The following is a 22,136-nucleotide window of genomic DNA, read 5'->3' as shown; positions in this document are numbered from 1 at the left end:
AGACCGGGCATGCTGCTTCGGGCTCTTGCCGCTTAAATTGTGCTGTCGTCCGCATCAAATCTTCTCCCAATGTTTCTTCTTGGCGAGATACGCCCAGATATATGAAACATGGACTCCTGGTTCACCGACCACCGGGTGATACCCCATCGGTATCGTGGACCAGCTACGATCAGCCACAAACCAGGCAGCCTCAGCCGGTGTACCGTCGCACCAGACGCCTCTGCCCACCTGAACAGCTCTTTCAGAACCACCTTGCAAAAGATAGAAAAAAACTTCCTCGAAGCCCAGTTCGGCATTCAACTCAAAGTGATGCGGGAGGCTCGACCAGGTCCCATATCCCCGGTGCTTGGTTATGCCCAGCCTCAGATGCGGCGCAGGCCCGTTTGGCTTAAGGTAGTGGTATACGTCTCTCTGTGCATTACCTTCACCTACTACGATGTGATGCGCCTGTTCTGCACTGATCACGCTACTCGTACCTGATGCACTGCACACCACGCGATCAATATCCGAGTCCTTCAAGTAGACCTTCGCCACCTCCTGCCCTGTCTCAATTGTGAGCACCTCTGCTTCGCCTGTAACCCGGAGCGTCAGCAGCTTCTTTTCGTTGTTCCACGGGTACGACATAGCGTCCCTCCATCAGATTGTTAAGTGCAAACTCTATAGCACGTTTCCTTTCGAATGATGTTCCGATTGCAAAACGCCTCCCGATACAGTCCTCGGCTCCCTTATCAATAAGAGCCATGACACTGGCAAAGAGCTCCGGATTCCGAAACTCAAAGTAGCGGTGCCACAGCCCGAGATCGAGCCTCTCCCTGAGCGCCAGGGCTACGAGTCCACCTGCAAAGTCCGCACCACGGGCGGGCGTACTGGCTGAGCTGTCCCAGCCACCCGACAGACGTGGCGTGAGTTCGATGATATGCGGCCCCTTTTTGGTGAGCATGATATCCGCCTTTAAAATGTGGCCTCCTCGTTCACGACCCATACCTATCGCAATACCGGCTCTGCGCACCAGCTCGCAGACACGCATCTTTGTTGCGGCATCGTGGAGGGCTGGATTGATATGGCCTATTTCGACGCCCCATGAGAGATTGTCGTATCCTGCCGTCTTCAAGGAGTTGAAGAGAAGAAAATCCTTCCGGAAAAGACGGTCTACCCAATTCAACCAATACATGGTACCGTTATACCAGAGCGTTTCGACCGACTGTTCCGCGATTTCGTGCTCCAGGGGATATAGAAGCTCCTCGACTAAGACGAGACCCGTAGTCCCAGCGTCTTTGGCACGCTGGAATATTTCGTTGCTGATTGTCTCACCTTTCCGGACTACGCAGAAGCCTCTGCTTCCGGAATTATCCGTTGCTTTCAGCACACCTTCTCCGCCAATCTCCCTCAGAAACTCGCGGGCCTCGCGCATGGTTCTCACAACCTTGAAGCGAGGCTGGGGTATGCCGGCCTGTGTAAGCGTCTGCCTCGTCATGTGCTTATGCCTGCAGTTTCGTGAAACTGCCGGGCTAATTGCGTGTAACCCTAACCGTCTCCCGACGCGGGCCACGCTCTCGTGACAATCAGCGGCGGGGCAGATCACAGCCTTTATCCGCCATTTCTGTCGTAGCTTGTCGGCAGCTCTCATGTTGCCTGCTATATCAAACGTATCGAGATGCACGACCTCGGCCGCGTACTTAGCGCAGACACAAGTATCATTTCTGTCGGTGACGATAAGCTTGTAGCCGCGTTCGCGAATCCTGCTTGCCGCGAGTTCCTGCATGGGGCCGCCGGCAAACATCCAGATCGCCTCTTCTATTCTTCCTGGTTTACCCATCACCCTCCTACTCTTGGCTGTATGGCTTTTGCGCGAAGAGCACCACCTCCCGCCCTACGTTCCAACTCGCCAAAAAACGGTAAAGTTCTCTGCGAAACTCCTTCATCCCACCGGCTGCGAGGTTGAGCTCGAATGCCATCCGTTTTGCATGGCAGGATCGCCCCAGGGGATCATTACCAAGGTAGTCCTCGCCCATGAGGAGAAACATTTCCATGGGAAAGGTTGTTGTCTTGTGGATGAGGGAGAATCCGCATCGCACAAGTAGTCTGGTTAAGGAATCAAAATCAAAATAATTGATGTGATGCGGTGGCGCAGCCCAGTAAACGGGCTTGCCCAGGGCTTCCCTCACGGCGGCCTGCAGAGGGCTGAAATCGTTCGGAACCTCGACACAGACGATTCCTCCAGGCCACAAGAGCTCGTGAGTCTTCGAGAGTATCGCCGCAGGATCTGTAACATGCTCCAGCGTCAGAGAGAGATTGACCGCACCGAAGTGCCCGAGGCTTTCGTTGGGTAAATCCTCAAAGAAACCTTTATGTGTAAGAATGCCCTGCCCGGCTGCGTAGCGCACGCCCTGCTCCGAAGGTTCTATCCCCAAAACTTCCCATCCACGTTCTTTCCCACGCTTCAAAAACAGCCCAAGAAAACTCCCTACATCGAGTATTCTCAGGTGGCCTGCACTGACAAAGCGTTCCAGAACATCGTACCTATCGTCGTAGACGAGCCTCCAGTAGTCGCTCTCGCGTAACGTCTTTTCGATCCAATCGGGGTTTTCCGACGCGTAGTACTCTTTCTCGTAGATTCTTTTCAGATCGTCTGGCATCGGAATAGGGTTTACGTGCTTAAAGCCGCAGATGCCGCAATCGATCACCTCAAACCCATTGCTTACGCTCAGGGTCTCACCCGGATGTGTTGCACCCATAGTAGCCCTCTCCCTCTCACGTGGCTTGACTACTCGTCTGCTGTGTGCCGGCAATCATACCCACAGCCTTTTCAACAATCCTTTCTGCTCCTCCGCCGTCAATAGTTTGGAGGGCTATCCTCGACATGGCGGCTCGTATCTTGATGTCGTTCCAAAAACCTTCCACTGCATTTCCAATTACTGCCTCAGAGAGATCGGCGTGGAAGCCGAGTGGCGACGCAAAGCCAAGCCTGCGCAGTTCGCTTTCACTAGGTTCGTCCTCACGGTAATTGCTTATGATTATGGTCGGAACTCCGAGATACGCGAGTTCGTATATGGACGTCCCGAGGGCGGTAATGGCAAGTCCCGCCTCAGACATCAACTCCTCCATGTTTGTCGCCTGCTCGATGACAGTGAATCGATGCCCCAGGAGTTCGTTCTTTTTGTGCACCGCTTCCTGAAAGCTGCAGGCTGGGCCGAGGATTACCAAAATCGGCACGTCAGGATTGAATCCTCTGAGGTCCTCCATCACCTTCAGTGTAATCCGGTTCGGATCGGCACCTCCCAGGGTCACGAGAAGCGAATTACGCTCAGCAAAGGGCTTGAGTGTGGAGCGGGCCTTTAGAAACCGTCTCGAAATCGGTACCCACTCTTTACCTGACAGGTGTTCGCCTGTATAGCCGTTCCATGTGAGGGAACGGGAGTCGAAGTGGGCGACTGGATATATATTGGCATCTGCCTGCAGGCGTGCCCTTGTATGGTTGTCCAGAAGAAGAACGGGAATGCCCGATCTCTGCAGCACATCAATTTCCCCAGCCATCTCTTCCTTGGAATCGATGATGCACACGGCGTCTTTATCCGCTGCATAGCGGTCGAGGAGGTGTTGGACAGCATCCTGGGCAAAAGAGAGGTCATCGACTGCACAACTCTGGAAGGGCATCTTGGAAAGGACCGTTGACACAGCCACGTCATCGTTATGTACGAAGAGTACGACCATAGGCGAATCTGCCGCCGCGGCTTCCGCAATCGCCATGGTTCGATAGAGGTGGCCCATGCCGATGAGGGGTCCCCCTTTCACCCTGATAATAAGCACGTGTTCTCGTTTCATCGCGTCTAAAGTCCCATTAATAGCCCCACAAAGAAGGGTTTTCTTGTTTTTTGTTTCGATATGGGACTATCGCCGTGACCTATAGACGGTTCCTATCTTTTTTCCTTCCATAAATCTGTCCACGCTGCCCTCGTCCGCTGCATCCTTGACAACCCTCATTGCCTCAAAAGACGCATCCAATGTCCGTTCGATATCATCGTCCGTATGCGAGAAGGAGAGGTAGACGGGCCCTCCAAACAGAATCCCCCTCTTGTGAGTTTCCTGCAAGAAGAGGCTCTTAATCTCAAGAGACTCATTTCCAGAAGCGTCTCTAAAGAGAAAGCCCGAGCGTGGTGGATGACCTATGATCTCGACGTTGACTTTCAATTCCTCTTTTATCTTATAAAGCCCGTCTCTCAACTTCCTGCCCTGTTTCCAGATACAATCGACAACGCCCTTTTTGCGAATCTCACTGACCGTGGCGATTGATGCAGCCAGGCCGATCGTCTCCCCTGAAAAAGTCATGGAAAAAAATATCTCGTCCAGCTCCTTCATAAACTCTTTCTTTCCCACAATGGCAGAGATAGAGAATCCATTCGCCATCCCTTTGCCGAAACAACCGAGGTCAGGCACAACACCGTAGTATTCTTGCGCACCCCCCAGAGACCAGCGGAATCCGGTGCAGGTTTCGTCGAGGATAAAGAGCGCTCCATGCTTATGAGCGATTTCGATAACGCGTTCCAGAAAATTATCTCGCGGCTCCTCCGCGGGCACTTCCATTATGACTGCTCCAATCTTATCGGGATAGAGCGATAAGAGCGCTTCCAACGTCTCCGGCCTGTTGTATTCGAAGGGGTGGACGAGCCCCGCATTAAATCTCGGTATGCCTCTATTCAGAGACGTGGTGATCGCGTACCAGTCGTGGCAGCCGTGATAGCCGCAGAAGGCGACGTGGTCTCTGCCTGTGTACGCTCTGGCAATGCGTATAGCGGCCATGGTGGCATCCGCACCATTCTTCCCGAACCGCACCATCTCCGCGCAGGGGATCACTTCGACCAACAGCTCCGCAAGCCTTACCTCCAAGGGACTCATCAGTGTGAACGTCGTTCCTTTTCGAATCTCCCTCGTCACGGCCTCCACCACAGGTGGATAGTTATAGCCGAGCAGGATGGGGCCAAGCGCCATAGGATAGTCGATATACTCGTTGCCATCCACATCCCAGACGTGGCATCCCTGGCCGTGGTCCAGGTATTTGGGTGTCACCCCGTCGACAAACTGATCAGGGCCCTTGCTCAGCGTCTGGGTACCGCGAGGAATGATCTCTTTTGCTTTTGCCCACCAGTATTCCGACTGCGTGAGGTCTCTTGGCGGCACTTGCCGGCCACGTTCTTTGCTTACGTCCTCTCTCATCTCATGCAGGGCTGCTCGACGATTCATAGACTTTTCTCCTTGAGAAAGGTTTCATCCTGTGTGAGGGATTTCAAGAGCCCCTCGTTTCTGATGATCCCGCTGTTGATGGCCATCAATTCAGGCTCCCGGTCGAGCAATACCAGTATCTCTCTTGTCCCGAAACAAGAGCCCGGTCTATCGAGCCGTTCGTAGAGCTCTTGCAGGAAGTGTAAATCGGCTTCTTCATCAAGGGTCCAGCGATGATGTGCGAGGCCGGTGAACTTGGTGTAGCTACCCACCCGGTATTTTTCTTTGTGCTTGCCCGGATATACACCCACATGCTCTCTTTCTGAGGGCAAAACCGCATATTTCCAAGTGTCTTCGATCACCGCAAATGAAAAACATTCGCAATCGAGTCCATCCGGGAACTCGCCCCCCATCGCATAAACGTCGTACCCGCCTGCGAAGAACCCTTCAACCACTTCGTCAACTATTTGGGGATCGATAACCGGGCAGTCGGCTGTGATGCGGACGATTGGATCCGCGCCGAATTCCTTTGCAGCCTGGTAGTAGCGGTCCAGTACGTCATTCTCGCTACCACGAAACCATTTGATCCCGTGCTCCTCGCAATAGCTAACGACCACATCGTCTTCAGGGCTCGTCGTTGTGGCCACGACCACTTCTTTCAAGCTCCCGGCCCGTTTAAGCCTGTTGACCACATGCCAGAGTGCAGGCTTTCCCGCCAAGGGCTTCAGAATCTTTCCCGGAAGACGCGTTGAGCCCATGCGTGCCTGCACTATCGCCTTGACCTTGTCACGGCTCATATGTAGTCCCTTTTCAGCGGCCGGTCCTTCGTGAGGGTCTCTCTCAAGACCTTCCCCTCGAATCTTGACCACTCGCTTGCGGGTACGCCGTTTTCCGGCCGCACGAACTTCACGTTTTCCATTGTCAGAGGCCCGCCTGCTTCTATATCGACCCGCGCGTATATCCCTCTGCGCGCCCAGGTGCGCTCCTCGCGCTCATCCTCGGCCGGGACTTTGACCCCGTCACCCAGCGCTCGTTCCAGATTGCGAATATCCGTGACCATGCGGCCGAACTCAGCCACGGTCATAGCGAACGGCGCATCAGGGGTCCCCAGCTGGCGGTCCATGGTGATATGCTTTTCAATGATTGAAGCGCCAAGAGCGATTGCTCCCAGTGCCGTCGTGTTCCCGGACGTGTGGTCCGACAGCCCCACAGGCACGTCGAACCTCTCCGCCATGGTGACCATCGCCTTCAAATTCACCTGCTCAAACCTTGGTGGGTAGTTGGAAACGCAATGGAGAAGAGCAATGTGCCGGCTGCCGCTTTCCTGCAGCGTCCGGATTGCCAACCTCACCTCCTCCAGATCAGCCATACCGGTGGAAAGCAGCACAGGTTTACCGAAAGAACCTACTTTGCGCAGAAGAGGGCTGAAGGTAAGATCACCGGATGCTATCTTGAAAGCCCTTATGCCGATGCGGCTAAGCTCATCCAGGACGGACAGGTCAAAGGGGGTCGTAAGAAACTCGATGCCCATATTCTCTGCGTGATCAAACAATTCCTGATGCCATGACAAGGGCAATTCGTATTTCTTCACCACGTCGTACGCCTGCCAGGGCTCACCACCCGGTTTGAACGGATTGAGAAGGGTCGCGGCTTCGTAAGTCTGGAATTTGACCGCATCTACCCCGATCTCCTTCGCCGCATAGATATACTCCTTTGCCATTTCAAGGCTGCCGTTATAGTTTGACCCCACATCGGCAATCACGTAAGCCCTGCCCTTCCCCAGTTCAGTGCTGCCTATCCTCATGATGCGCCTCTCAGTAACATCCCGCCTCCATGTCTATCGGGTGAGGGGAATTATTGTCCGTGGGCCTTCTGCGGCGACCCAATCTCCGTGACCCATACCTCGTATCTTCCGGTGACTCTGGATAAACCTCGCTATCCTTTGGGCTCCCTGACCATCCACCAACCGGTGAGTAGCTTCCTGCATCCGCTCTATCTCTCTTGGTCGTTCCAGGAGAAATGCGAGCTTTCTCTGAAACATTCCCCAGTCAATGTGCTGGGCATACCCAAAGGTCAGCCCTGCGCCGGCAAAGACACCGTTGAGCACCCTGGCCGCGTACCGCTCATCTCCCTCGGTGCTGTTGATCATAAGCACAGGAAGCTCCGCGGCCATAGCCTGAATAAGGAGAGGACCGAAGGATATGATGCCAAGCTGCGAAAATCTCATCAGCTGAGCGATGAGGGCGGAGTTGGTTCCTGTATAAAGCTGAAGATTCTTAAACGAGGAGAAACTCCGTTGTACGGCCCTTCCTCTCTTTTCATCCGCCCCGGCCATAATTCGTATCTGCATTGAACGGCACGCAGGGATATCTGCAAGAACATCGAGGGTTGATGTCACGATCTCAGGCTCAACGCCGTCGAGGCAGATGAACAGGTCCAGGCCGTTCCCTAAGAACGCTGAAGCTCTCCGCCATTCCCTGGCGTTGGTGAAACACTTATCAACCACAAGATAGCCGGGCCCGATAAGCTTGTATTGGCGTCCACGGGCACTGCGAAGGGTGGATTCAAAGCCATTTACCACCTCATCGGCGCGGCTTTCACCATCGGGTGCATCAAACTCAACGACGAACGTGTCATGTTGATGAAAAAGCGTTACTTCCTTGTGGGTCAACGGCCTGGCCGCGTCCCACACGAGGAGAGTCGGTCGCTCAAGAGCGGCCTCAAAGATTAATTGCTCCCTGTCTACGACACGCACGCCTGAAGAACCTTCCCTCGTCAGGCAGTCATGCACGTCCTGTTCTGCACACATGAACGAGACTTCCAGTCCCTGCATGAGACAGGCGTGTGCCAGGATAGAAGCGCGAACAGCTCGCCCCCGATATCTTTCCCTGTCTTCATCAACCACAAACAGAATCATTGGTATCCTCTCCGTCGCATGTTTCTAATAAGCCTTTATAAACTCATTGCTTCCATCTATAAGGCAGAATGATCTCCTCATCATAGATTTCAAGCGCATCAAAGCTGGCTTTCAGTTCTGGCAACAGGTCTCCGCCGGCTGCCATAAGCGCGGCATTCCTTTCCAGCTGGGCCACACTGTCAACACCCACGACTACGTAATCAACACCAGACGAACGCGCAAAAAGAAGCGCCAATGCTTCGATGGACGTATCATGGAGTTTTGCGAGATGCTTCAGGCTCTCTATCTTGGGTGCCGCCTGACGGAGGTGCCCGGGAAGTCTCTTGCTGTCCATGAAGAACAGGCCTTGAAGAAAAAGAGAACGGCCATACAGTGTGATGCCTGCAGATCGAAATTGAGCCAGATGCGCATCTTTCAAGAAGCGCTGATCAAAAAGGTTTAATGGCAGTTGTGCCGCGCCGATGCGACACCCTGCCTTCCGTGCCTTCTCAGCAGCTCTCCGCAGATCGTCAGGATGATATACGGAGAGACCATACGTTCCGATAAGGCCCTGAGCTGTGCACCGCTCGAGTGCGGTCAACAGCACGTCCCCATGACGTTCAAATGTGCTCGAACTGTGCACGAGCAGCGTATCTATTCGCCCCAAACCAAGATGCACCAGGCTTTTCTCTATCTGAGATTCCACGTCTACAACGGAGAGATATTCGCGATCCGGAAGTTTGGTTGTAACGTCGAAGACCTTGCCGTGCATTCTGAAAAATCTGCCGAGAATTTTCTCCGCCTCGCCATACCCCTGAGCCGTATCGACTCCCGTCACGTGAGCCTCAACTGCTTTCTCCAGTATCGCAAATGCTTCTCCTTCCGAGAACATGCGCTTATTTGCTATGCCGTACGTAAGCCCGAAATTGGCGGTTCCAAGGATCAGTCTCGCTGACATCTATATCCGTAAACTCCCAAGTAGCGTGTTGATAACGGTGTTCACAGTCTCGTCATCCATAGCCGGGTAAAGAGGAATGCTTATTTCTCTCTCGTAAAATTGCTCAGCCGCAGGACACAACCCCCGTCTATAGCCCATTTCCAGGTAGTAGGGCTGAAGATAGACAGGCAGGTAATGCACCTGGACCCCGAGCCCTGAATCTTTCAACCCGGAGAATATTTCCCGCTTCCTGTCCACCAGCGCCCGGGAGAGTCTTATGGGATAGAGATGATATGCAGACCTTGCGTAGCTTCTCTCCGGAGGCGTTTCAAAAAAAGGATTTTCTGCATAGGCGACCCGGTAGCGTTCCGCTATCTCTCTCCTTCTTGCCACGAAGATGTCGAGCTTGCGAAGCTGTGACATTCCAAGGGCTGCATGGATATCGCTAATCCTGTAATTGAAACCAAGCTCCTGCATCTCGTAGTACCAGTCACCGACACAGAGTTGAGGCTCGGGACACGGATCATGGGTCATGCGAAATTTAGAGGGGTCTTTGGTAATGCCGTGCGTGCGAAAGAGGCGGAGCCTATCGCAAAGATCATCCCTGTTTGTGAGTACTGCCCCACCCTCACCCGTCGTGATCTGCTTGACCGGATGGAAACTGAAGACGGTCATATCCGAATAGGCACAACCACCGATTTTCGTCCATGTATCTGGGTCCGAGTTCCCCGACTCTCCAGGTTTTTCACCGGAGCCTTGACGCTTGAACCTTGAGCCGCTCGCCCTGTAGTGCGCTCCCAATGCATGACAGGCATCCTCAATGACAATTGCTCTGGATTTCCTGGCAACAGCAAACACCCCTTCAAGGTCAACAGGGTGTCCCGCAAAATGTACCGGCACGATAGCTTTTGTTCTTTCGGTGACCGCCTGCCGGAGATGTTCAACCTCCATGTTGCCCGTATCAGGCTCAACGTCAACAAACACGGGGTTAGCACCGAGGTAAAGCGCTGCGTTTGCGGTCGCCGCAAAGGTGATTGGTGACGTAACGACTTCGTCACCTCCGCACACACCCGCCGCGAAGTAAGCTGCATGGAGGGCTGCTGTGCCGGAGGAGAAAAGCACCGCATGCCGGGCTCCACAATACGATTTCAGTGCTGACTCAAAGGATTCAACAACCGGACCCTGCGTGAGAAAGTCCGACCGCAGAACACTATTTACCGCCTCTATATCATCCTGCTCTATGAGCTGTCTGCTGTACGGTATCATGTTCCCCAAACTCAAATTCAGCCACCATGCGGCTGAGATCTTCCGCCCTGAGCCAGCGGTCATTTTTGTCGCTGCGATAGGAAAATCCTTCCCCCATTCTGCGGCACTTGCTGTACTTGTGAAATCTCTTGGTTCCGTTCGCGAAAAGGGGAAGTATTACGTAGTACTGATCCATGTCGACCGTGTTCCTGCCCTCGTCTTTTGATATCAGGCTTTCATGCAACTTCTCACCGGGACGTATGCCGATTACCTGGTGATCGGCGTCGGGAGCGATGACTCGTGCGAGATCAAGAACTCTCATACTGGGAATCTTGGGAACAAAAACTTCTCCTCCCACAGCTTCATGCACAGCCTTGGCGACCAGTTCTACTCCCTGCCTGAGCGTAATCCAGAAACGCGTCATTCGTTCGTCCGTTATCGGAAGCTTACCTTCGCCGCTGTTAACAAACTTCTTGAAAAAAGGAATAACGCTGCCCCTGCTCCCTATAACATTCCCGTATCTCACCACTGAAAAACAGGTCTCTTTGTTTCCGGCGTACGCATTTGCCGCTATCAGAAGCTTTTCCATGGCGAGCTTTGTAGCGCCATACAGGTTGATGGGGCTCACCGCTTTGTCCGTGGAGAGGGCTATTACCTTTTTCACGCCCCTGTCGATCGCAGCATCAATGATATTCTGTGCGCCCAGTATATTCGTCTTGACCGCCTCGAACGGATTATACTCTGCTGCCGGCACCTGTTTGAGCGCAGCCGCGTGGATCACGTAATCAACGCTCTCGAAGGACCGGTAGAGCCGTTCCTTGTCCCTTATGTCGCCAATGAAGTAGCGCACCTCGAATTCCGGCTCGTGAAAGTCTGCCGACATTTGGAACTGTTTGAATTCGTCCCTGCTGAAAATAACAACTTTTCGAGGTTTGTAGTTGGCGAACAGATATGCCGTGAATTTTTGCCCGAAAGACCCGGTCCCGCCCGTAATAAGAACCACTTTGTCGTCAAACATACTTACTCCCTTGAAACCCGCATTCTGATGAAGAAAGGCAGTCTTCCAGTGTCACCGTCAGCCCTCCACTACAACTTACTCTCAGGGGTTTAAAGCAATATGTGTGCCAGTTACTCCAGCACGGCTTGAAGGCCTAATTTGAGGCGAGAGTTAAACAGCAGCGGCCCTTTCAGATTGGCCAGAAGCTTACCTTCCTCAACACGCACGATCGTCAGTATTGCCAGGTCTTCTTCTGTCTCGAGTTTCAGCGTGTGACGCGTCGCATCATCCAGCGCAAGATTGTAGTCTTGAGCGACCAGCGTCGGCTGCATCACGATGAATGCTACATCAGGGTCATCGACAGCCTGGAGCCATTTGACGGGCGTATCCTCGTAGTCAAGCAGCACGTACCTCTTTACGTGAGGAAAACCGAGAAGGCCGGCAGGAAACATGATGACTTTGTCCTCAGCCACCTCCAGCCGTCCAAACCTTGATGTCTCGAAAAGCATCATTTATCGCAGCCCCTCTCTGATCTTCTTGAAGTCATCTATGGATAACCCTAACGACCTGAGGTTCTCGCTCTTAATTTTCTCGTAAAGTTCCTTACGGTGGATGATGACGTTGTGGGGGGCTTGAATGCCTAGCCTGACCTGATTGCCTCTGACCTCTAACACGGTAACGGTAATCTCATCTCCAACGTTTATGGCTTCTCCCGACTTCCTTGTCAACACGAGCATCCGTGCCTTACCGCCTCTTTTTGTCTATCTCAAACGCTGACCAGGTTCCGATACTTCCCTCGCCTCATCAATCCTGTCACCTCAGGTAATCCATGATTGAAAGATTCTGGATCTTAGCCATAGAATAGAGTAATGCTTGATAGCTGTTCATCAAGGACGTGAGGTCTGTCGTGAGTTGCGTGATGTCTGCATCCGTCATCGGCGACATCATCGTGGTATATAGATAGTCCCGGTTCGTGTTTTGCTGGGTCAGCGTCTCCACTTTGCTGTTGAACATGCCGACTTTGGTGATGTCTTTGTTCAGCACATCAAGACTGAGGTCCATGTCCTGGATTGCACTCTTGATCCCGGTGGTATTGTTATTTTCCAGGGATTCTTTCAAATTCTTGAGGAAACCGAATATGTCCAGATCTTTGATCACAAAGTTGTCGCCGCTGATCAGAGAACCGCTGGATCCGAACGCTATCTTAAGCCGGTTGTTGATCGAGTCAGCCCCGTTCGTCCCGTTGATCATCATGCCCGCGTCGAAGGTGCTCCGGGCACTCTCTCCGTTCGCAACAGTGCTGTCGCGGTTATCGAAACCAAGCATAGCGCCCAGGGTCGTACTGGGATTAGACCAATTGAAGATAACAGGAACTCCGCTATTGTTGGTGATGCTGAATTGTCTGGAAGTCTCGTCGTACGAGGCCTGAAAACCCGCGCCGAGTTTAGCTTGAATCTCTGCGGCAAGACCTGAGGCAGTGTACGTGCCTGCATCGAGCGTTACCGGCGCTCCGTTTTCGTAAATGGTGTTCCGTGGATCAGTCGCAACGTCGCTGACGGCGCTGCCACCCGGTGCAACCACGCTATCCGTAGTACCGAATCCCAACAGCGCCCCTGCTGTGGTGCTGCCGCTGGACCATTTCAGCGTGTAGGTGGTACCTCCGCTTGTATTCTGTACGGTGAACTTGTTCGTGACTCCGTCAAAAGATACTGCGAAGGCGCCTGCACCGAGCGTGTTGTTCAGCTCTGTCTGGACCTCTGTAGCAAGTCCGGCTCCACCGTAAACTCCTGCGTTCAGGGTAATCGTGTGATCGCTCACGCCGTCATTAACGACAAGCTGGTCCGTGCTTGGATCAACCTGGTAACCCACTTGCATGATGGCGCCCATCGAAAGGCCCGCTTGAACGTCGCTCGTGGTGCTGACTCCCGTCACAAGGCCTTGGTCCTGTGCATTGAACCCTAGCAGGGAACCGGCGGTGGCCAGAGGATTTGACCAGTTAAGATTGATTGTGCTACCGGTTCCGTTCGTGATGGTGAACTTCATTGTTGCAGGATCGTAGGTCACCGTGTGCCCGGCTTGAAGCGCATTAAGCCGCGTCGCTATCTCTGTAGCCAGCGCTGCCCCGGTGTACGTCCCTGCAGTGAGATTCACCGGAGAGCCATTCTCGTACACCGTATTATTCGATGAGTCCACCACAAACTCGGCGGCTGTGGTGGCCCGTCCGTAATTCGCTATCATCTCTTCGGCTGACCACGTCTGGCCTCCATCCAGCGAGTACCTGTACCGCGCCCGCTCCTGCAGCGGTCCCGTGGTGCTTCCGTTCTGCGTGACCTTTACGAGGATGGAACCCCCTCCCGCCTCAACATCGCTCACGTCACTGTCACCATTGCTGACAGTCGAGTCGAGACGATCATACCCTAGAGTCTTTGCAGCAGTTGACCGCCCATCAGACCAGTTGAAGGTGACCGGCTGTCCGGTCTGATTCTGTATTGCAAAACGGCCTGATGCACTGTCATAGGTTACATAGTACCCCGGACCCAATTTTGACTGGATCTCACCGGCAAGCTCCGATCCACGGTAGGTACCGTTATCAAGCACGACCGGAGACCCGTTGAGATAGAGGGTATTATTCTTGGCGTCGATCACAAAGGCGAAGTAACTCGAGTCACTAAACGTACCGCCCCTATAGGAGTTGGCAGGGTTTTCATACAACGCTTTGCTCTGGTCGTAAAAGAGCTCCTGGCCGGAGAATCCGGTCGTGTCTACCTCCCCCTCATCGACATAGGTATTTACCGGCTGGCGGGCTCCCAGCCGCACGTTGTAATCAACCGAGTAGTCCGGGTTCAGCCCGAAGGGGGGCTGGTTTGCTTTTGTGCCCCCAAAGATGTAGGTGTTATTCAGTTTGGTGTTGCCCAGCGTTACGAGCTGCTCGATGATATTCTCAACCGCCTGCGCTCCTGTTTGCCGATCAGCGGGAGACACGGTGTCATCCGCGTACGTAAGGGCCAGCTGCTTTGCCTGGGTGAGCAGGTCGTTGACATTATTAAACGTATTCTCATACATGGTCCCGAGCGTCTTGATGCTCGAAAGATTGCGATTGAGCTGCGTGTCTGAGCTCTTCTGCGCATCGACCAGGGTGGCTCTGGTGTAAATCACCGGATCGTCTGATGGACGCTCTATTTTCTTCCCGGAAGATATCTCTCCCTGGATCTTGTTGATCCCGCTGATGGCGCTCTGCAGGTTGCTCTTCATCTGGTCAAAGACCAGTTTACTCGTTACTCGCATCTACGCTCCCATGACTCCCATCTTAGGCCGCACTACTCGCGGTACCTACCATCCCGAGCAATGTGACCATAAGGTCGTCTGCACCTGAAATCAGTTTCGCCGATGCCTGATACGCCCGCTGGTACTGCATCAGGTTTGTGATTTCTTCATCGAGAGATACGCCGGATACAGCTGCCTGCTGCTGGGTCAGGACATTCATGGTGTTGGTCTGGTAGGTCACCAGGTCCTGGGCATTCTTGGTCAGTTGTCCTACACTACTGAGTATTGCGGAGACGAAATCCACTGGTTTCGCATGAGTGGTAGTACCCCCCGCAGTGAAGGGCAGACTGGCATCCGCCAATCCGGCAATCTTAAGAGTGACATCATTATCGGTCGGTCGGTCGAGGGAGGAAGTGGCTGCGATATTACTGACATCATTCTTGACATCGTCACTGACCGCCATGTCGGCAGCAAAATTCTGCGTGAGGGGCTTGAAGAAAGAGATGCCCGTGGTCTGATTCAGATTGTACCCGGTCTGGTGAATCTGGTTCACCTGAGTGGTGATTGTTTGAGCCAGAGCATTGAGCTGGTCGATGAAGCCTTGCGCATCCACGTCGCGCTCGTAGAGAAGGGATCCAAGGGTGCCGGTTTGTATGTCAGACGTGATATCTGACAGCTTACCATTGGAATCCTCCCAATTGACCGAAAAGGATCCGGTTGCATTCGGATCCGATACCTTCAGATTCCAATGAATATTTCCGTCGACGAGTGGCTTTCCATCGGCCGCCAGAACAGTGATATCACCCTGCTCATCCTGGAAGGAGACAATGCCCAGTTCACCAGAGAGCTCTTTGAGCAACTCCGTGCGCTGATCCAGGTAGTCATTCGCCTGGCCATCCTTTCCAGCTTCTGAGATGCGCTGGTTGAGGCTCGCGATCGTGGTTGTCATTCTGTTGATGTTGTCCACTTCCTGAGCTACGCTGTTGTTGGCCTGATTTTGCAGCCCGCGCAAGTCGCTATACACGCTACGTACGCTCCCTGCGAAATTTTCGCCCTGCGCCTCAAGAGCGACCCTGGCCGGGACACTCGTGGGGTCCGTGGAAAGATCCTGCCAGGCATTGAAAAATCCAGTCAAGTTCTGCGTGAGCTGCGAGTTGTCTTCATTGAGAATCGCTTCCATCTGCCCCAGATACTGTTCCGAGGTCTTCTGAAACTGCAGATCCGTGTTTTTGTTCATTATGGTATTGTTGAGATAGTTATCAACAAACCGCCTGACCTGTTCCACCCGTACCCCATTGCCCAACATGCCCGCGGCAGCAGGCTCTGGCGTGGCTGTCTGGAGCACAGTCTCTTCCCGCGAGTACCCGGGAGTATCTACATTCGCCACGTTGTGAGAGAGGGTCTGAAGGGCCAGCTCATTGGCTGAGAGCGCTGTCTTGCCAATGTCGAGAATAGACCGGATGCCGGACATCTATACTTCCTTCGAAAGGACAAAGGACAGTGCTTCTCGACGCCTTCCGTATGATGACCGATTGATAAAGCTGATCATCTTTTCAATCGAAGACTTGACGTGATCCATAGAGAAAGTGAGCAGTCGCATGTTCTTCTCCAGCGCGACTCTCACATCCCTTAGCGTCTGTTCGAAATCCTTGCGCAGGCGAGCCCACTCCTTTGAAGGAGCACCTGTTGTGGCACCATCAACCGTCATTCGCTCCTGTTCTGCTTCCAGGAACTCGAGTTTCTTGAGAAGTTCCTCCTTGGTATTGTTGGCGCGCACAATCCCTTCGAGAGAAAAGGAGATAATCGCGTCGCGCTCTTCCGTGAGTACCCGGAGGAACTGCCTCAGGACTCCGAGTTGAGTCCCCATCAATTCGAACAGAAGCTGGTCGCTCATGGTTTCAGGGCTTCATCCAGTACCTGATTTTTTATAATCGACCGGGCGATGTCCTCGCCCTTGACACTGTAAGTGTTGTTCTCCAGCGCCTCTTTTATGGCGTCTATCTTCTCCTGCCTTGTCGCCGGAGCGGCCTGGACCCTGGCTTTCAGATCATCGATTTCCGCCTTGCGGCCGGAGAGTTCCACTTTGTCAGTGTACTGCTGTACGTTGTCCTTCTGGCCGACACTACCCTGCTTTGGAGGTTTCGCATCGGCCGACTTGACGAGGTGATCCAGCACCTGCACCTTGTTGCTGTTGTCAATTTTCATAGACCCCTCCCTTTCTTTGCTTTCACTTATTATCGGCCGATTCCGTTAGAACTTTAGTATTAATTTGCGCAGTATGATTGCGTTCCAGATAGCGCATCAGTGCATCCTTGATCCCGATTCCTTTCTTTGCCACAAACTCGGCCACTTTGTCATGGAACATGGAAAAATAGGTCTGTTCCGCGTGGCTCTTGTCAGAAGAATCAGCGGTCTTGTGAAGCTGGTTGAGCATAGTCGATACGAGGTAGGCTTCAAATCCCTCGCAGGCTGATTTGAGGTCCTTGGTGTTTTTCCCTTTAATGCCCTTCAGGGCATTTTCCTGAAGAAAAAGGCTCTGGTCAGGTATCTTCATTACAGGACCTCCAGTTCCGCATGTAAAGCTCCCGCAGCCTTGACCCCCTGCAGGATAGAAATCACGTCGCGCGCAGAGACACCCAGTGCATTGAGAGCCGTCACCAGGTCGCGGATTGTGACGCCGCTGTCCATGACAAAGAACTTACCCTTTTCCTCCTGCACCTTCATCTGTGTATTTGGGGTGACAACCGTCCTGCCCCGCTCCGAAAACGGCATAGGCTGGCTTACCTGCGGTTGCTCCTTCACCTGTATGCTGATATTCCCATGTGAAACGGCTACGGTCTGGATCTTCACGTTCTCTCCGATGACGACCGTGCCTGTCCGCTCGTTCACCACGATTTTGCTGAAGGTACCAGGATCAACATCCAGATTCTCTACCGCCGATATGAAGGCCACAGGATTGACCTTGAATTCCGACGGAATACCGATCGCAACCGTTGCCCCGTCCTTGGAGGCTGCACTTCCACGAAACACTTCGTTGATGCGGTCAGTAACCCTTTTGACTGTGGTGAAATCAGGTGACCTGAGTGATATAACGACGGAATCGCTATTGACTGCCTGATAGTTGATCTCCCGCTCGATAGTCGCGCCATTCACCACTCTGCCGGTTGTCACCGCATTCTTCTGCATCTGCGCCCCTGGGGCGTTGACCGAATAGCCGCCGAGGAGCACAGGACCCTGCGCCACAGCATAGACTTCACCATCGGCGCCGCGTAGAGGAGCAAAGAGCAGTGTCCCACTCTGGAGGCTCCTGGCGTCACCGATCGAAGAGACCGTGACATCTATCTTGTTGCCGATCCTGGCAAACGGGGGGAGATCGGCGGTCACTGCCACCGCGGCGACATTGTTCACCCTTATGGTGGTCGGGTCAACCCGAATGCCCATCTTCTCCAGCATGTTGGTCAGAGATTGTATCGTGAAAACCGTATTGGTGACCCTGTCACCCGTATTTTCAAGCCCGACCACGAGCCCATACCCTATCAGCTGATTAGCCCGCAGACCGTTTATGTAAGCGAGGTCTTTTATCCGTGCCGCCTCGCTGGATGAACAGAACAGGAGAGCCGCCAGCGCCACTACTATGACTATCGTTGAGGATCTCGTCTTCATGCCATGCTCAGAAGGGCCAGATGCCGTCCAGTATCCTGCTGAACCAGCCGGGCCTCTGCTTTTCACTAACGACGCCAATGCCGGTGAGAATGATCTTGGCATCTGCGACCTGGGTGGAAAGGACAGAATTGTCACTGGCTATGTCTTTGGGCCGAACGATGCCCTGCAACAGGATCTCCTTCTTTTCGTTGTTCACGTAAATCTCTCTCTTCCCTTCCACGGCAAGATTGCCATTGGGAAAAACTTCCACAACCTTTGCGGACACGGTTGCCGTTATGCTTCCGGTTCTCGTTGTTTCACCGGTCCCGGCGAATGTATTTGACGAATTGGCCTGAATCAGGTGAGCCGGATTCGTGTTCTGGGGAGGGTTGGCCCCGGGCCATCCGAAGAAGTACGGGATGCCATAATCCTGGGCAGACGACCGAGCAGTGTCCGTTGTTGCCTTTTCCGAAGCCGCCGACACCTCTACAACTTTCACCGTGATGAGATCACCCATGGCTCCGGCTCTGTGATCCCCGAAATACAAGTTGCCATTGTAGCTTGCCGGCCACAGGCTGCCTGTCGGTTGTTTATTGATTGTCGAGTACCTGTACACATTGTCAGGCACAAATGGCTGGTCTTTGATATGCGACTGTTCAAAAGGAAAACAGCCAGCAAGAGCAAGACCCATCGTAGCCACAAAGAAAAATGTCTTCATACTTCCCTCAAAATTCCACAATAACGGTGCCGTCACCCGCCACTTTGCCAACGATTTCCCGCTCCGAAGAAAGATTCTTTACCCTGATTTTGTCACCCACTCTTCCTGGCTCCTCGGCCTTTCCTTTTGCTTTCACCAGCAACTGTCTGTTCTCCGCGACAATCGTCACCATTTCCCCTCTGCGGACCACCTGGGGACTGTCCAGCATAACTGTCGTAAGCACAGTACCCGGCGCGACATCCCGTTTTAGTACCTTGCTGCTCAGTTCCTGCACATCCTTGGGGTAAAGCAGTTCGCTATCGCTCACGTACGCTTCTTTGCTCGCAACGTCGTCAGTCGAAACAAAACTGCCTCTCTGAAGGGCCCTCTTGGCATAGAAGAGTTTCTTCTTTTCGTAGACTCTGAAGGGGACGTAGGAGGATCTTGCTTTCCGGTCCTCTCCCTCAAACTCCACGAACGCAAGCCCTTTCCCTCCTATGTCAGGCATTGTGTAGATGCTCACTGATCTCACCTTCGCATCCTGTTTCAAATGAGCCGGAACGCTTTCAAGCTTAACCTGTATATCCCTTGCGTCATAACCTTCTTTGAGAAGGCCGCCCAGCCTGTTTTCAACGGTCATTTGCTCTGCCAGGCAGGCAGTGCTTGATATCGCGAAAAAGATCACTGCAAGAATCAATCCCCGCAACTTCATATCCTACCGTCTCACGTTGTTTGCAATCTGAAGCATGTCGTTCGCGGCCTGTATCGCCTTCGAATTGACTTCATAGGCGCGCTCAGCAATGATCAGATCAACCATCTCCTGCACAATGTCCACGTTCGACATTTCGAGATACCCTTGTCTGATGCTTCCGAAGCCGTTCAGGTTCGGGCTGCCCACAATAGGCGTACCGCTGGCGTCTGTTTCGACAAAAAGGTTCTTGCCGATTGCAGCCAATCCCGCCTGGTTCTGGAAGGTCGCAAGTTCGATTTTACCTATCTGCTGCGGTTTCGGCTGCCCCTGGAGCGTGACGGAAACCGTGCCGTCCACTTCAATTGAAATTGCGGTGGCACCTTGCGGTATGGTCAACGCCGGCTCGAAGAGGTACCCGTCGGCCGTCACAACCCGGCCCTGAGAGTCTGTTTTGAAGGAGCCGGACCTTGTGTAGGCCTTATCACCTGTCGGAAGGGTAATTTGGAAAAAGCCTATACCCTCAACCGCCAGGTCGAGACTGTTTTGCGTCTGCTGGTAATCCCCTTGGGTAAACAGCTTTTGCACAGAAGCCAGCATCGAGCCCAATCCGATCTGAATGCCCGTCGGTACCTGGTTTCCCTGCTCTGAACGCACGCCCGCCATGCGCAGGTTCTGGTACATCAGTTCCTGAAAGTCTGCCCTGCTCCTCTTGTAACCGTTTGTATTGACGTTGGCGATGTTATTGGAAATCACGTCGAGATGTTTCTGCTGCGTTGCCATGCCTGTTGCTGCCGTCCAGAGAGACCTGATCATCTCGCCTCCTTACACTCTTGCTGCTTCCTGCAATTTGCTTTCCATATCACCGAAGGCTTGCTGCACTTTTCCGTAAGCCTCGTAAGCTCTGGTGCACGCAATCATGTCGATCATCTCCTTAATAACGTCAACGTTTGAGCCTTCGTGAAAGCCCTGGTTTAGTGTAACGTTGACTGCTGGCAACGCCTGGTTCGAAGGCTCCTCATTTTCAAAAAGAGAGTTTCCAACCGGTTTCAGGAAAGACTTGTCCGCAAAACGGACAACTTTGATTTTTCCGACCGATGTTTTCTCAGCGTAAACCGATCCGTCCCTCTCTATGGTGATCATTTTGCCGGGTGCCACAATCTCTCCGCCCTCCCCCACGACAGTATTCCCGTCTGCTGTCATCAGTTTGCCGTTTGGGTCAAGACTGAAGTGGCCGTTGCGTGTATACCTCTCGCCCTCGGCTGTCTGTACAACAAAGAAACCGTCGCCCTGGAGGGCCACGTCAAGTCTGTTGCCCGATTCAATAAGTGGTCCTTCGGAAAAATTTATCTGCGATTCGTAGGTGCCGACGAAGGTGCTGTCAGACTGGTCAGCGGTGTCTACGATACTGCTCGAAAGGACCGCTTCAAAGACGGGTTTTGCCGACTTGTAGCCGCTCGTAAGCGAATTCGCCAGATTGTTGCTGATGATGCTCAGCCTCTTCTCTTCCGCTACTGCACCACTTACAACTGTGTATATACCTGCCATACGAACCTCTTCGCATGAATAAAGCAAAGGGCGTGCCATGCCCCGGGGCCCCTACACCCGTCAAGATCTAAATTCCAATATCTAAACCCTAAGCAGCAGCTCAGCAGGAAGAGTATTTGTTTCAGCGGCTTGAGACGTTCGGCCCTACAAATTTGATTTCGAGTTTAGATAACGGACATTAGGATTTGTCGTAACCGGGGTAGGAAAAATTTTCCGGTACAGAAAAGTTCACACCGTAATATCGATCGTGCCCTGCTTTTCCGCATCCTTTTCACTGGATTCATCCGCGGTGGATCGTTGTGAGCGATTCCCTTTTCCAGCATTGTTTCCGTGTTCACGCCGTTTATCGATTCCGGAAAGGCGTACCTTTCTGTCTACTGACAGGATCTTCGGAATGAGGTCTACATCGAATGCTCCTGCCATAGTAACCTCCTTCCATCTTTTCGGACACCCGCCTCACGGATACCCGTCAGCCGGCTTGCCCGCTGGCTGGAACCCCTCCCTCGCCTGCTTCTACGCCTGCTTGAAACATTATTTGGAGATCGAGAAGAACCACAAGCCGCTCTGCTATTCTTCCCACGCCTGCAACGTAGCGTGGCTCTGCAATTCCGCCAAGCGACGGGGGAGCCTCTATCGCGCTTTCAGGGAGTTGTACCACCTCAGAGACGGCATCAACCAGAAAGCCCGCGACTACCCCCCCATCCTCTACCACGATAATCCTGGTCTGCTTGTCGGCAGGCTTCCCGTCAAAACCGAGCATGCTCCGCAAGTCGATTACAGGGACGATCTTTCCGCGTAAGTTCATCACTCCCTGCACGTGCGGGGATGTGTTGGGAATTCTCGTGAGGTCGACCCACCTGTTAATTTCCTGCACCTTGGTGATGTCGACTGCAAACTCCTCATTGCCAAGGTTAAACGCTACAAACGATCGAATAGCTCCACTCGCCATGACTAATTTCCCGTACCACTGAAGTGTGTGATCGCTTACTCATCGTAACACTTGGT

At 53.2% G+C, this 22,136-nt stretch carries 25 protein-coding genes; all 25 read right to left on the bottom strand.

The genetic code is table 11. The features are described 5' to 3' along the window. Positions 1-54: 54 nt before the first annotated feature. On the bottom strand, positions 55-624 hold the full coding sequence (locus tag VMT71_16640; protein HVN25598.1) for a 5-deoxy-glucuronate isomerase: 570 nt from the start codon (positions 622-624) through the stop codon (positions 55-57). Further along, entirely contained in the window at positions 548-1,816 is a 1,269-nt protein-coding gene (locus VMT71_16635) for a hypothetical protein (protein HVN25597.1), read from the bottom strand. Before VMT71_16635 ends, VMT71_16640 begins: the two co-directional genes overlap by 77 nt. A 7-nt stretch (positions 1,817-1,823) precedes the next feature. Then, positions 1,824-2,735 (bottom strand): class I SAM-dependent methyltransferase, encoded by a 912-nt coding sequence (locus VMT71_16630; protein HVN25596.1) that lies wholly within the window; start codon positions 2,733-2,735, stop codon positions 1,824-1,826. A gap of 16 nt (positions 2,736-2,751) precedes the next feature. Continuing rightward, complete coding sequence (locus tag VMT71_16625; GenBank protein ID HVN25595.1) at positions 2,752-3,822, bottom strand: glycosyltransferase; 1,071 nt, start codon at positions 3,820-3,822, stop codon at positions 2,752-2,754. 66 nt (positions 3,823-3,888) lie between these two features. Beyond that, positions 3,889-5,238, bottom strand: coding sequence for an aminotransferase class III-fold pyridoxal phosphate-dependent enzyme (locus VMT71_16620; GenBank protein ID HVN25594.1), 1,350 nt, complete (start codon positions 5,236-5,238; stop codon positions 3,889-3,891). Then, positions 5,235-6,014 carry a glycosyltransferase family protein gene (locus VMT71_16615; protein HVN25593.1) on the bottom strand — a complete coding sequence of 260 codons (780 nt, stop codon included), beginning with the start codon at positions 6,012-6,014 and terminating at the stop codon, positions 5,235-5,237. The genes VMT71_16620 and VMT71_16615 overlap by 4 nt, the downstream gene beginning before the upstream one ends. After that, a complete protein-coding gene (locus VMT71_16610; GenBank protein ID HVN25592.1) occupies positions 6,011-7,021 on the bottom strand; it encodes an N-acetylneuraminate synthase family protein in 1,011 nt (336 codons plus the stop codon). Before VMT71_16610 ends, VMT71_16615 begins: the two co-directional genes overlap by 4 nt. Before the next feature lie 33 nt (positions 7,022-7,054). Then, positions 7,055-8,134: a hypothetical protein gene (locus tag VMT71_16605; GenBank protein ID HVN25591.1), complete on the bottom strand. Its 1,080-nt coding sequence runs from the start codon at positions 8,132-8,134 to the stop codon at positions 7,055-7,057. A gap of 43 nt (positions 8,135-8,177) precedes the next feature. After that, positions 8,178-9,071, bottom strand: a complete 894-nt coding sequence (locus VMT71_16600; protein HVN25590.1) for an aldo/keto reductase — start codon at positions 9,069-9,071, stop codon at positions 8,178-8,180. Further along, a complete protein-coding gene (locus VMT71_16595; GenBank protein ID HVN25589.1) occupies positions 9,072-10,316 on the bottom strand; it encodes an aminotransferase class I/II-fold pyridoxal phosphate-dependent enzyme in 1,245 nt (414 codons plus the stop codon). Further along, entirely contained in the window at positions 10,279-11,313 is a 1,035-nt protein-coding gene (pseB, locus tag VMT71_16590) for a UDP-N-acetylglucosamine 4,6-dehydratase (inverting) (GenBank protein ID HVN25588.1), read from the bottom strand. The genes VMT71_16595 and pseB overlap by 38 nt, the downstream gene beginning before the upstream one ends. Positions 11,314-11,423: 110 nt before the next feature. Beyond that, on the bottom strand, positions 11,424-11,765 hold the full coding sequence (fliW, locus tag VMT71_16585) for a flagellar assembly protein FliW (protein ID HVN25587.1): 342 nt from the start codon (positions 11,763-11,765) through the stop codon (positions 11,424-11,426). Positions 11,766-11,804: 39 nt separating this feature from the next. Then, positions 11,805-12,029: a carbon storage regulator CsrA gene (gene csrA, locus VMT71_16580; GenBank protein ID HVN25586.1), complete on the bottom strand. Its 225-nt coding sequence runs from the start codon at positions 12,027-12,029 to the stop codon at positions 11,805-11,807. Positions 12,030-12,105: 76 nt separating this feature from the next. After that, on the bottom strand, positions 12,106-14,577 hold the full coding sequence (gene flgL, locus VMT71_16575; protein HVN25585.1) for a flagellar hook-associated protein FlgL: 2,472 nt from the start codon (positions 14,575-14,577) through the stop codon (positions 12,106-12,108). A 22-nt stretch (positions 14,578-14,599) separates the two neighbouring features. Beyond that, entirely contained in the window at positions 14,600-16,027 is a 1,428-nt protein-coding gene (gene flgK / locus VMT71_16570) for a flagellar hook-associated protein FlgK (GenBank protein ID HVN25584.1), read from the bottom strand. Continuing rightward, the gene (gene flgN / locus VMT71_16565; GenBank protein ID HVN25583.1) at positions 16,028-16,450 is read right to left on the bottom strand and encodes a flagellar export chaperone FlgN; all 423 of its coding nucleotides are present in this window, start codon (positions 16,448-16,450) and stop codon (positions 16,028-16,030) included. Continuing rightward, positions 16,447-16,761, bottom strand: a complete 315-nt coding sequence (flgM, locus tag VMT71_16560; protein HVN25582.1) for a flagellar biosynthesis anti-sigma factor FlgM — start codon at positions 16,759-16,761, stop codon at positions 16,447-16,449. The genes flgN and flgM overlap by 4 nt, the downstream gene beginning before the upstream one ends. Before the next feature lie 22 nt (positions 16,762-16,783). Then, positions 16,784-17,110: a rod-binding protein gene (locus VMT71_16555; GenBank protein HVN25581.1), complete on the bottom strand. Its 327-nt coding sequence runs from the start codon at positions 17,108-17,110 to the stop codon at positions 16,784-16,786. Further along, a complete protein-coding gene (locus tag VMT71_16550) occupies positions 17,110-18,219 on the bottom strand; it encodes a flagellar basal body P-ring protein FlgI (GenBank protein HVN25580.1) in 1,110 nt (369 codons plus the stop codon). The genes VMT71_16555 and VMT71_16550 overlap by 1 nt, the downstream gene beginning before the upstream one ends. 7 nt (positions 18,220-18,226) lie before the next feature. Next, positions 18,227-18,916: a flagellar basal body L-ring protein FlgH gene (locus tag VMT71_16545; GenBank protein HVN25579.1), complete on the bottom strand. Its 690-nt coding sequence runs from the start codon at positions 18,914-18,916 to the stop codon at positions 18,227-18,229. A gap of 7 nt (positions 18,917-18,923) precedes the next feature. Continuing rightward, positions 18,924-19,607: a flagellar basal body P-ring formation chaperone FlgA gene (flgA, locus tag VMT71_16540; GenBank protein ID HVN25578.1), complete on the bottom strand. Its 684-nt coding sequence runs from the start codon at positions 19,605-19,607 to the stop codon at positions 18,924-18,926. A gap of 3 nt (positions 19,608-19,610) precedes the next feature. Continuing rightward, positions 19,611-20,399: a flagellar basal-body rod protein FlgG gene (flgG, locus tag VMT71_16535; GenBank protein HVN25577.1), complete on the bottom strand. Its 789-nt coding sequence runs from the start codon at positions 20,397-20,399 to the stop codon at positions 19,611-19,613. Between the two features lie 9 nt (positions 20,400-20,408). After that, positions 20,409-21,131: a flagellar basal-body rod protein FlgF gene (gene flgF, locus VMT71_16530; GenBank protein ID HVN25576.1), complete on the bottom strand. Its 723-nt coding sequence runs from the start codon at positions 21,129-21,131 to the stop codon at positions 20,409-20,411. A 228-nt stretch (positions 21,132-21,359) separates the two neighbouring features. Next, positions 21,360-21,554, bottom strand: coding sequence for a hypothetical protein (locus VMT71_16525; protein HVN25575.1), 195 nt, complete (start codon positions 21,552-21,554; stop codon positions 21,360-21,362). 46 nt (positions 21,555-21,600) lie between these two features. Next, entirely contained in the window at positions 21,601-22,080 is a 480-nt protein-coding gene (locus VMT71_16520) for a chemotaxis protein CheW (GenBank protein ID HVN25574.1), read from the bottom strand. Positions 22,081-22,136: the final 56 nt, after the last annotated feature.

It is taken from the genome of Syntrophorhabdales bacterium, from assembly GCA_035541455.1.
Classification (GTDB): Bacteria; Desulfobacterota; Syntrophorhabdia; order Syntrophorhabdales; family WCHB1-27; genus JADGQN01.
The sequence above is the reverse complement of the archived record's forward strand: the minus strand, read 5'-3'. Positions and strand labels throughout refer to the sequence as shown.

Coding starts and splice junctions, on each gene's coding strand:
- VMT71_16640 (HVN25598.1), bottom strand. CDS start 624: ATGTCGTACCCGTGGAACAACGAAAAGAAGCTGCTGACGCTCCGGGTT.
- VMT71_16635 (HVN25597.1), bottom strand. CDS start 1,816: ATGGGTAAACCAGGAAGAATAGAAGAGGCGATCTGGATGTTTGCCGGC.
- VMT71_16630 (HVN25596.1), bottom strand. CDS start 2,735: ATGGGTGCAACACATCCGGGTGAGACCCTGAGCGTAAGCAATGGGTTT.
- VMT71_16625 (HVN25595.1), bottom strand. CDS start 3,822: ATGAAACGAGAACACGTGCTTATTATCAGGGTGAAAGGGGGACCCCTC.
- VMT71_16620 (HVN25594.1), bottom strand. CDS start 5,238: ATGAATCGTCGAGCAGCCCTGCATGAGATGAGAGAGGACGTAAGCAAA.
- VMT71_16615 (HVN25593.1), bottom strand. CDS start 6,014: ATGAGCCGTGACAAGGTCAAGGCGATAGTGCAGGCACGCATGGGCTCA.
- VMT71_16610 (HVN25592.1), bottom strand. CDS start 7,021: ATGAGGATAGGCAGCACTGAACTGGGGAAGGGCAGGGCTTACGTGATT.
- VMT71_16605 (HVN25591.1), bottom strand. CDS start 8,134: ATGATTCTGTTTGTGGTTGATGAAGACAGGGAAAGATATCGGGGGCGA.
- VMT71_16600 (HVN25590.1), bottom strand. CDS start 9,071: ATGTCAGCGAGACTGATCCTTGGAACCGCCAATTTCGGGCTTACGTAC.
- VMT71_16595 (HVN25589.1), bottom strand. CDS start 10,316: ATGATACCGTACAGCAGACAGCTCATAGAGCAGGATGATATAGAGGCG.
- pseB (HVN25588.1), bottom strand. CDS start 11,313: ATGTTTGACGACAAAGTGGTTCTTATTACGGGCGGGACCGGGTCTTTC.
- csrA (HVN25586.1), bottom strand. CDS start 12,029: ATGCTCGTGTTGACAAGGAAGTCGGGAGAAGCCATAAACGTTGGAGAT.
- flgL (HVN25585.1), bottom strand. CDS start 14,577: ATGCGAGTAACGAGTAAACTGGTCTTTGACCAGATGAAGAGCAACCTG.
- flgK (HVN25584.1), bottom strand. CDS start 16,027: ATGTCCGGCATCCGGTCTATTCTCGACATTGGCAAGACAGCGCTCTCA.
- flgN (HVN25583.1), bottom strand. CDS start 16,450: ATGAGCGACCAGCTTCTGTTCGAATTGATGGGGACTCAACTCGGAGTC.
- flgM (HVN25582.1), bottom strand. CDS start 16,761: ATGAAAATTGACAACAGCAACAAGGTGCAGGTGCTGGATCACCTCGTC.
- VMT71_16555 (HVN25581.1), bottom strand. CDS start 17,110: ATGAAGATACCTGACCAGAGCCTTTTTCTTCAGGAAAATGCCCTGAAG.
- VMT71_16550 (HVN25580.1), bottom strand. CDS start 18,219: ATGAAGACGAGATCCTCAACGATAGTCATAGTAGTGGCGCTGGCGGCT.
- VMT71_16545 (HVN25579.1), bottom strand. CDS start 18,916: ATGAAGACATTTTTCTTTGTGGCTACGATGGGTCTTGCTCTTGCTGGC.
- flgA (HVN25578.1), bottom strand. CDS start 19,607: ATGAAGTTGCGGGGATTGATTCTTGCAGTGATCTTTTTCGCGATATCA.
- flgG (HVN25577.1), bottom strand. CDS start 20,399: ATGATCAGGTCTCTCTGGACGGCAGCAACAGGCATGGCAACGCAGCAG.
- flgF (HVN25576.1), bottom strand. CDS start 21,131: ATGGCAGGTATATACACAGTTGTAAGTGGTGCAGTAGCGGAAGAGAAG.
- VMT71_16525 (HVN25575.1), bottom strand. CDS start 21,554: ATGGCAGGAGCATTCGATGTAGACCTCATTCCGAAGATCCTGTCAGTA.
- VMT71_16520 (HVN25574.1), bottom strand. CDS start 22,080: ATGGCGAGTGGAGCTATTCGATCGTTTGTAGCGTTTAACCTTGGCAAT.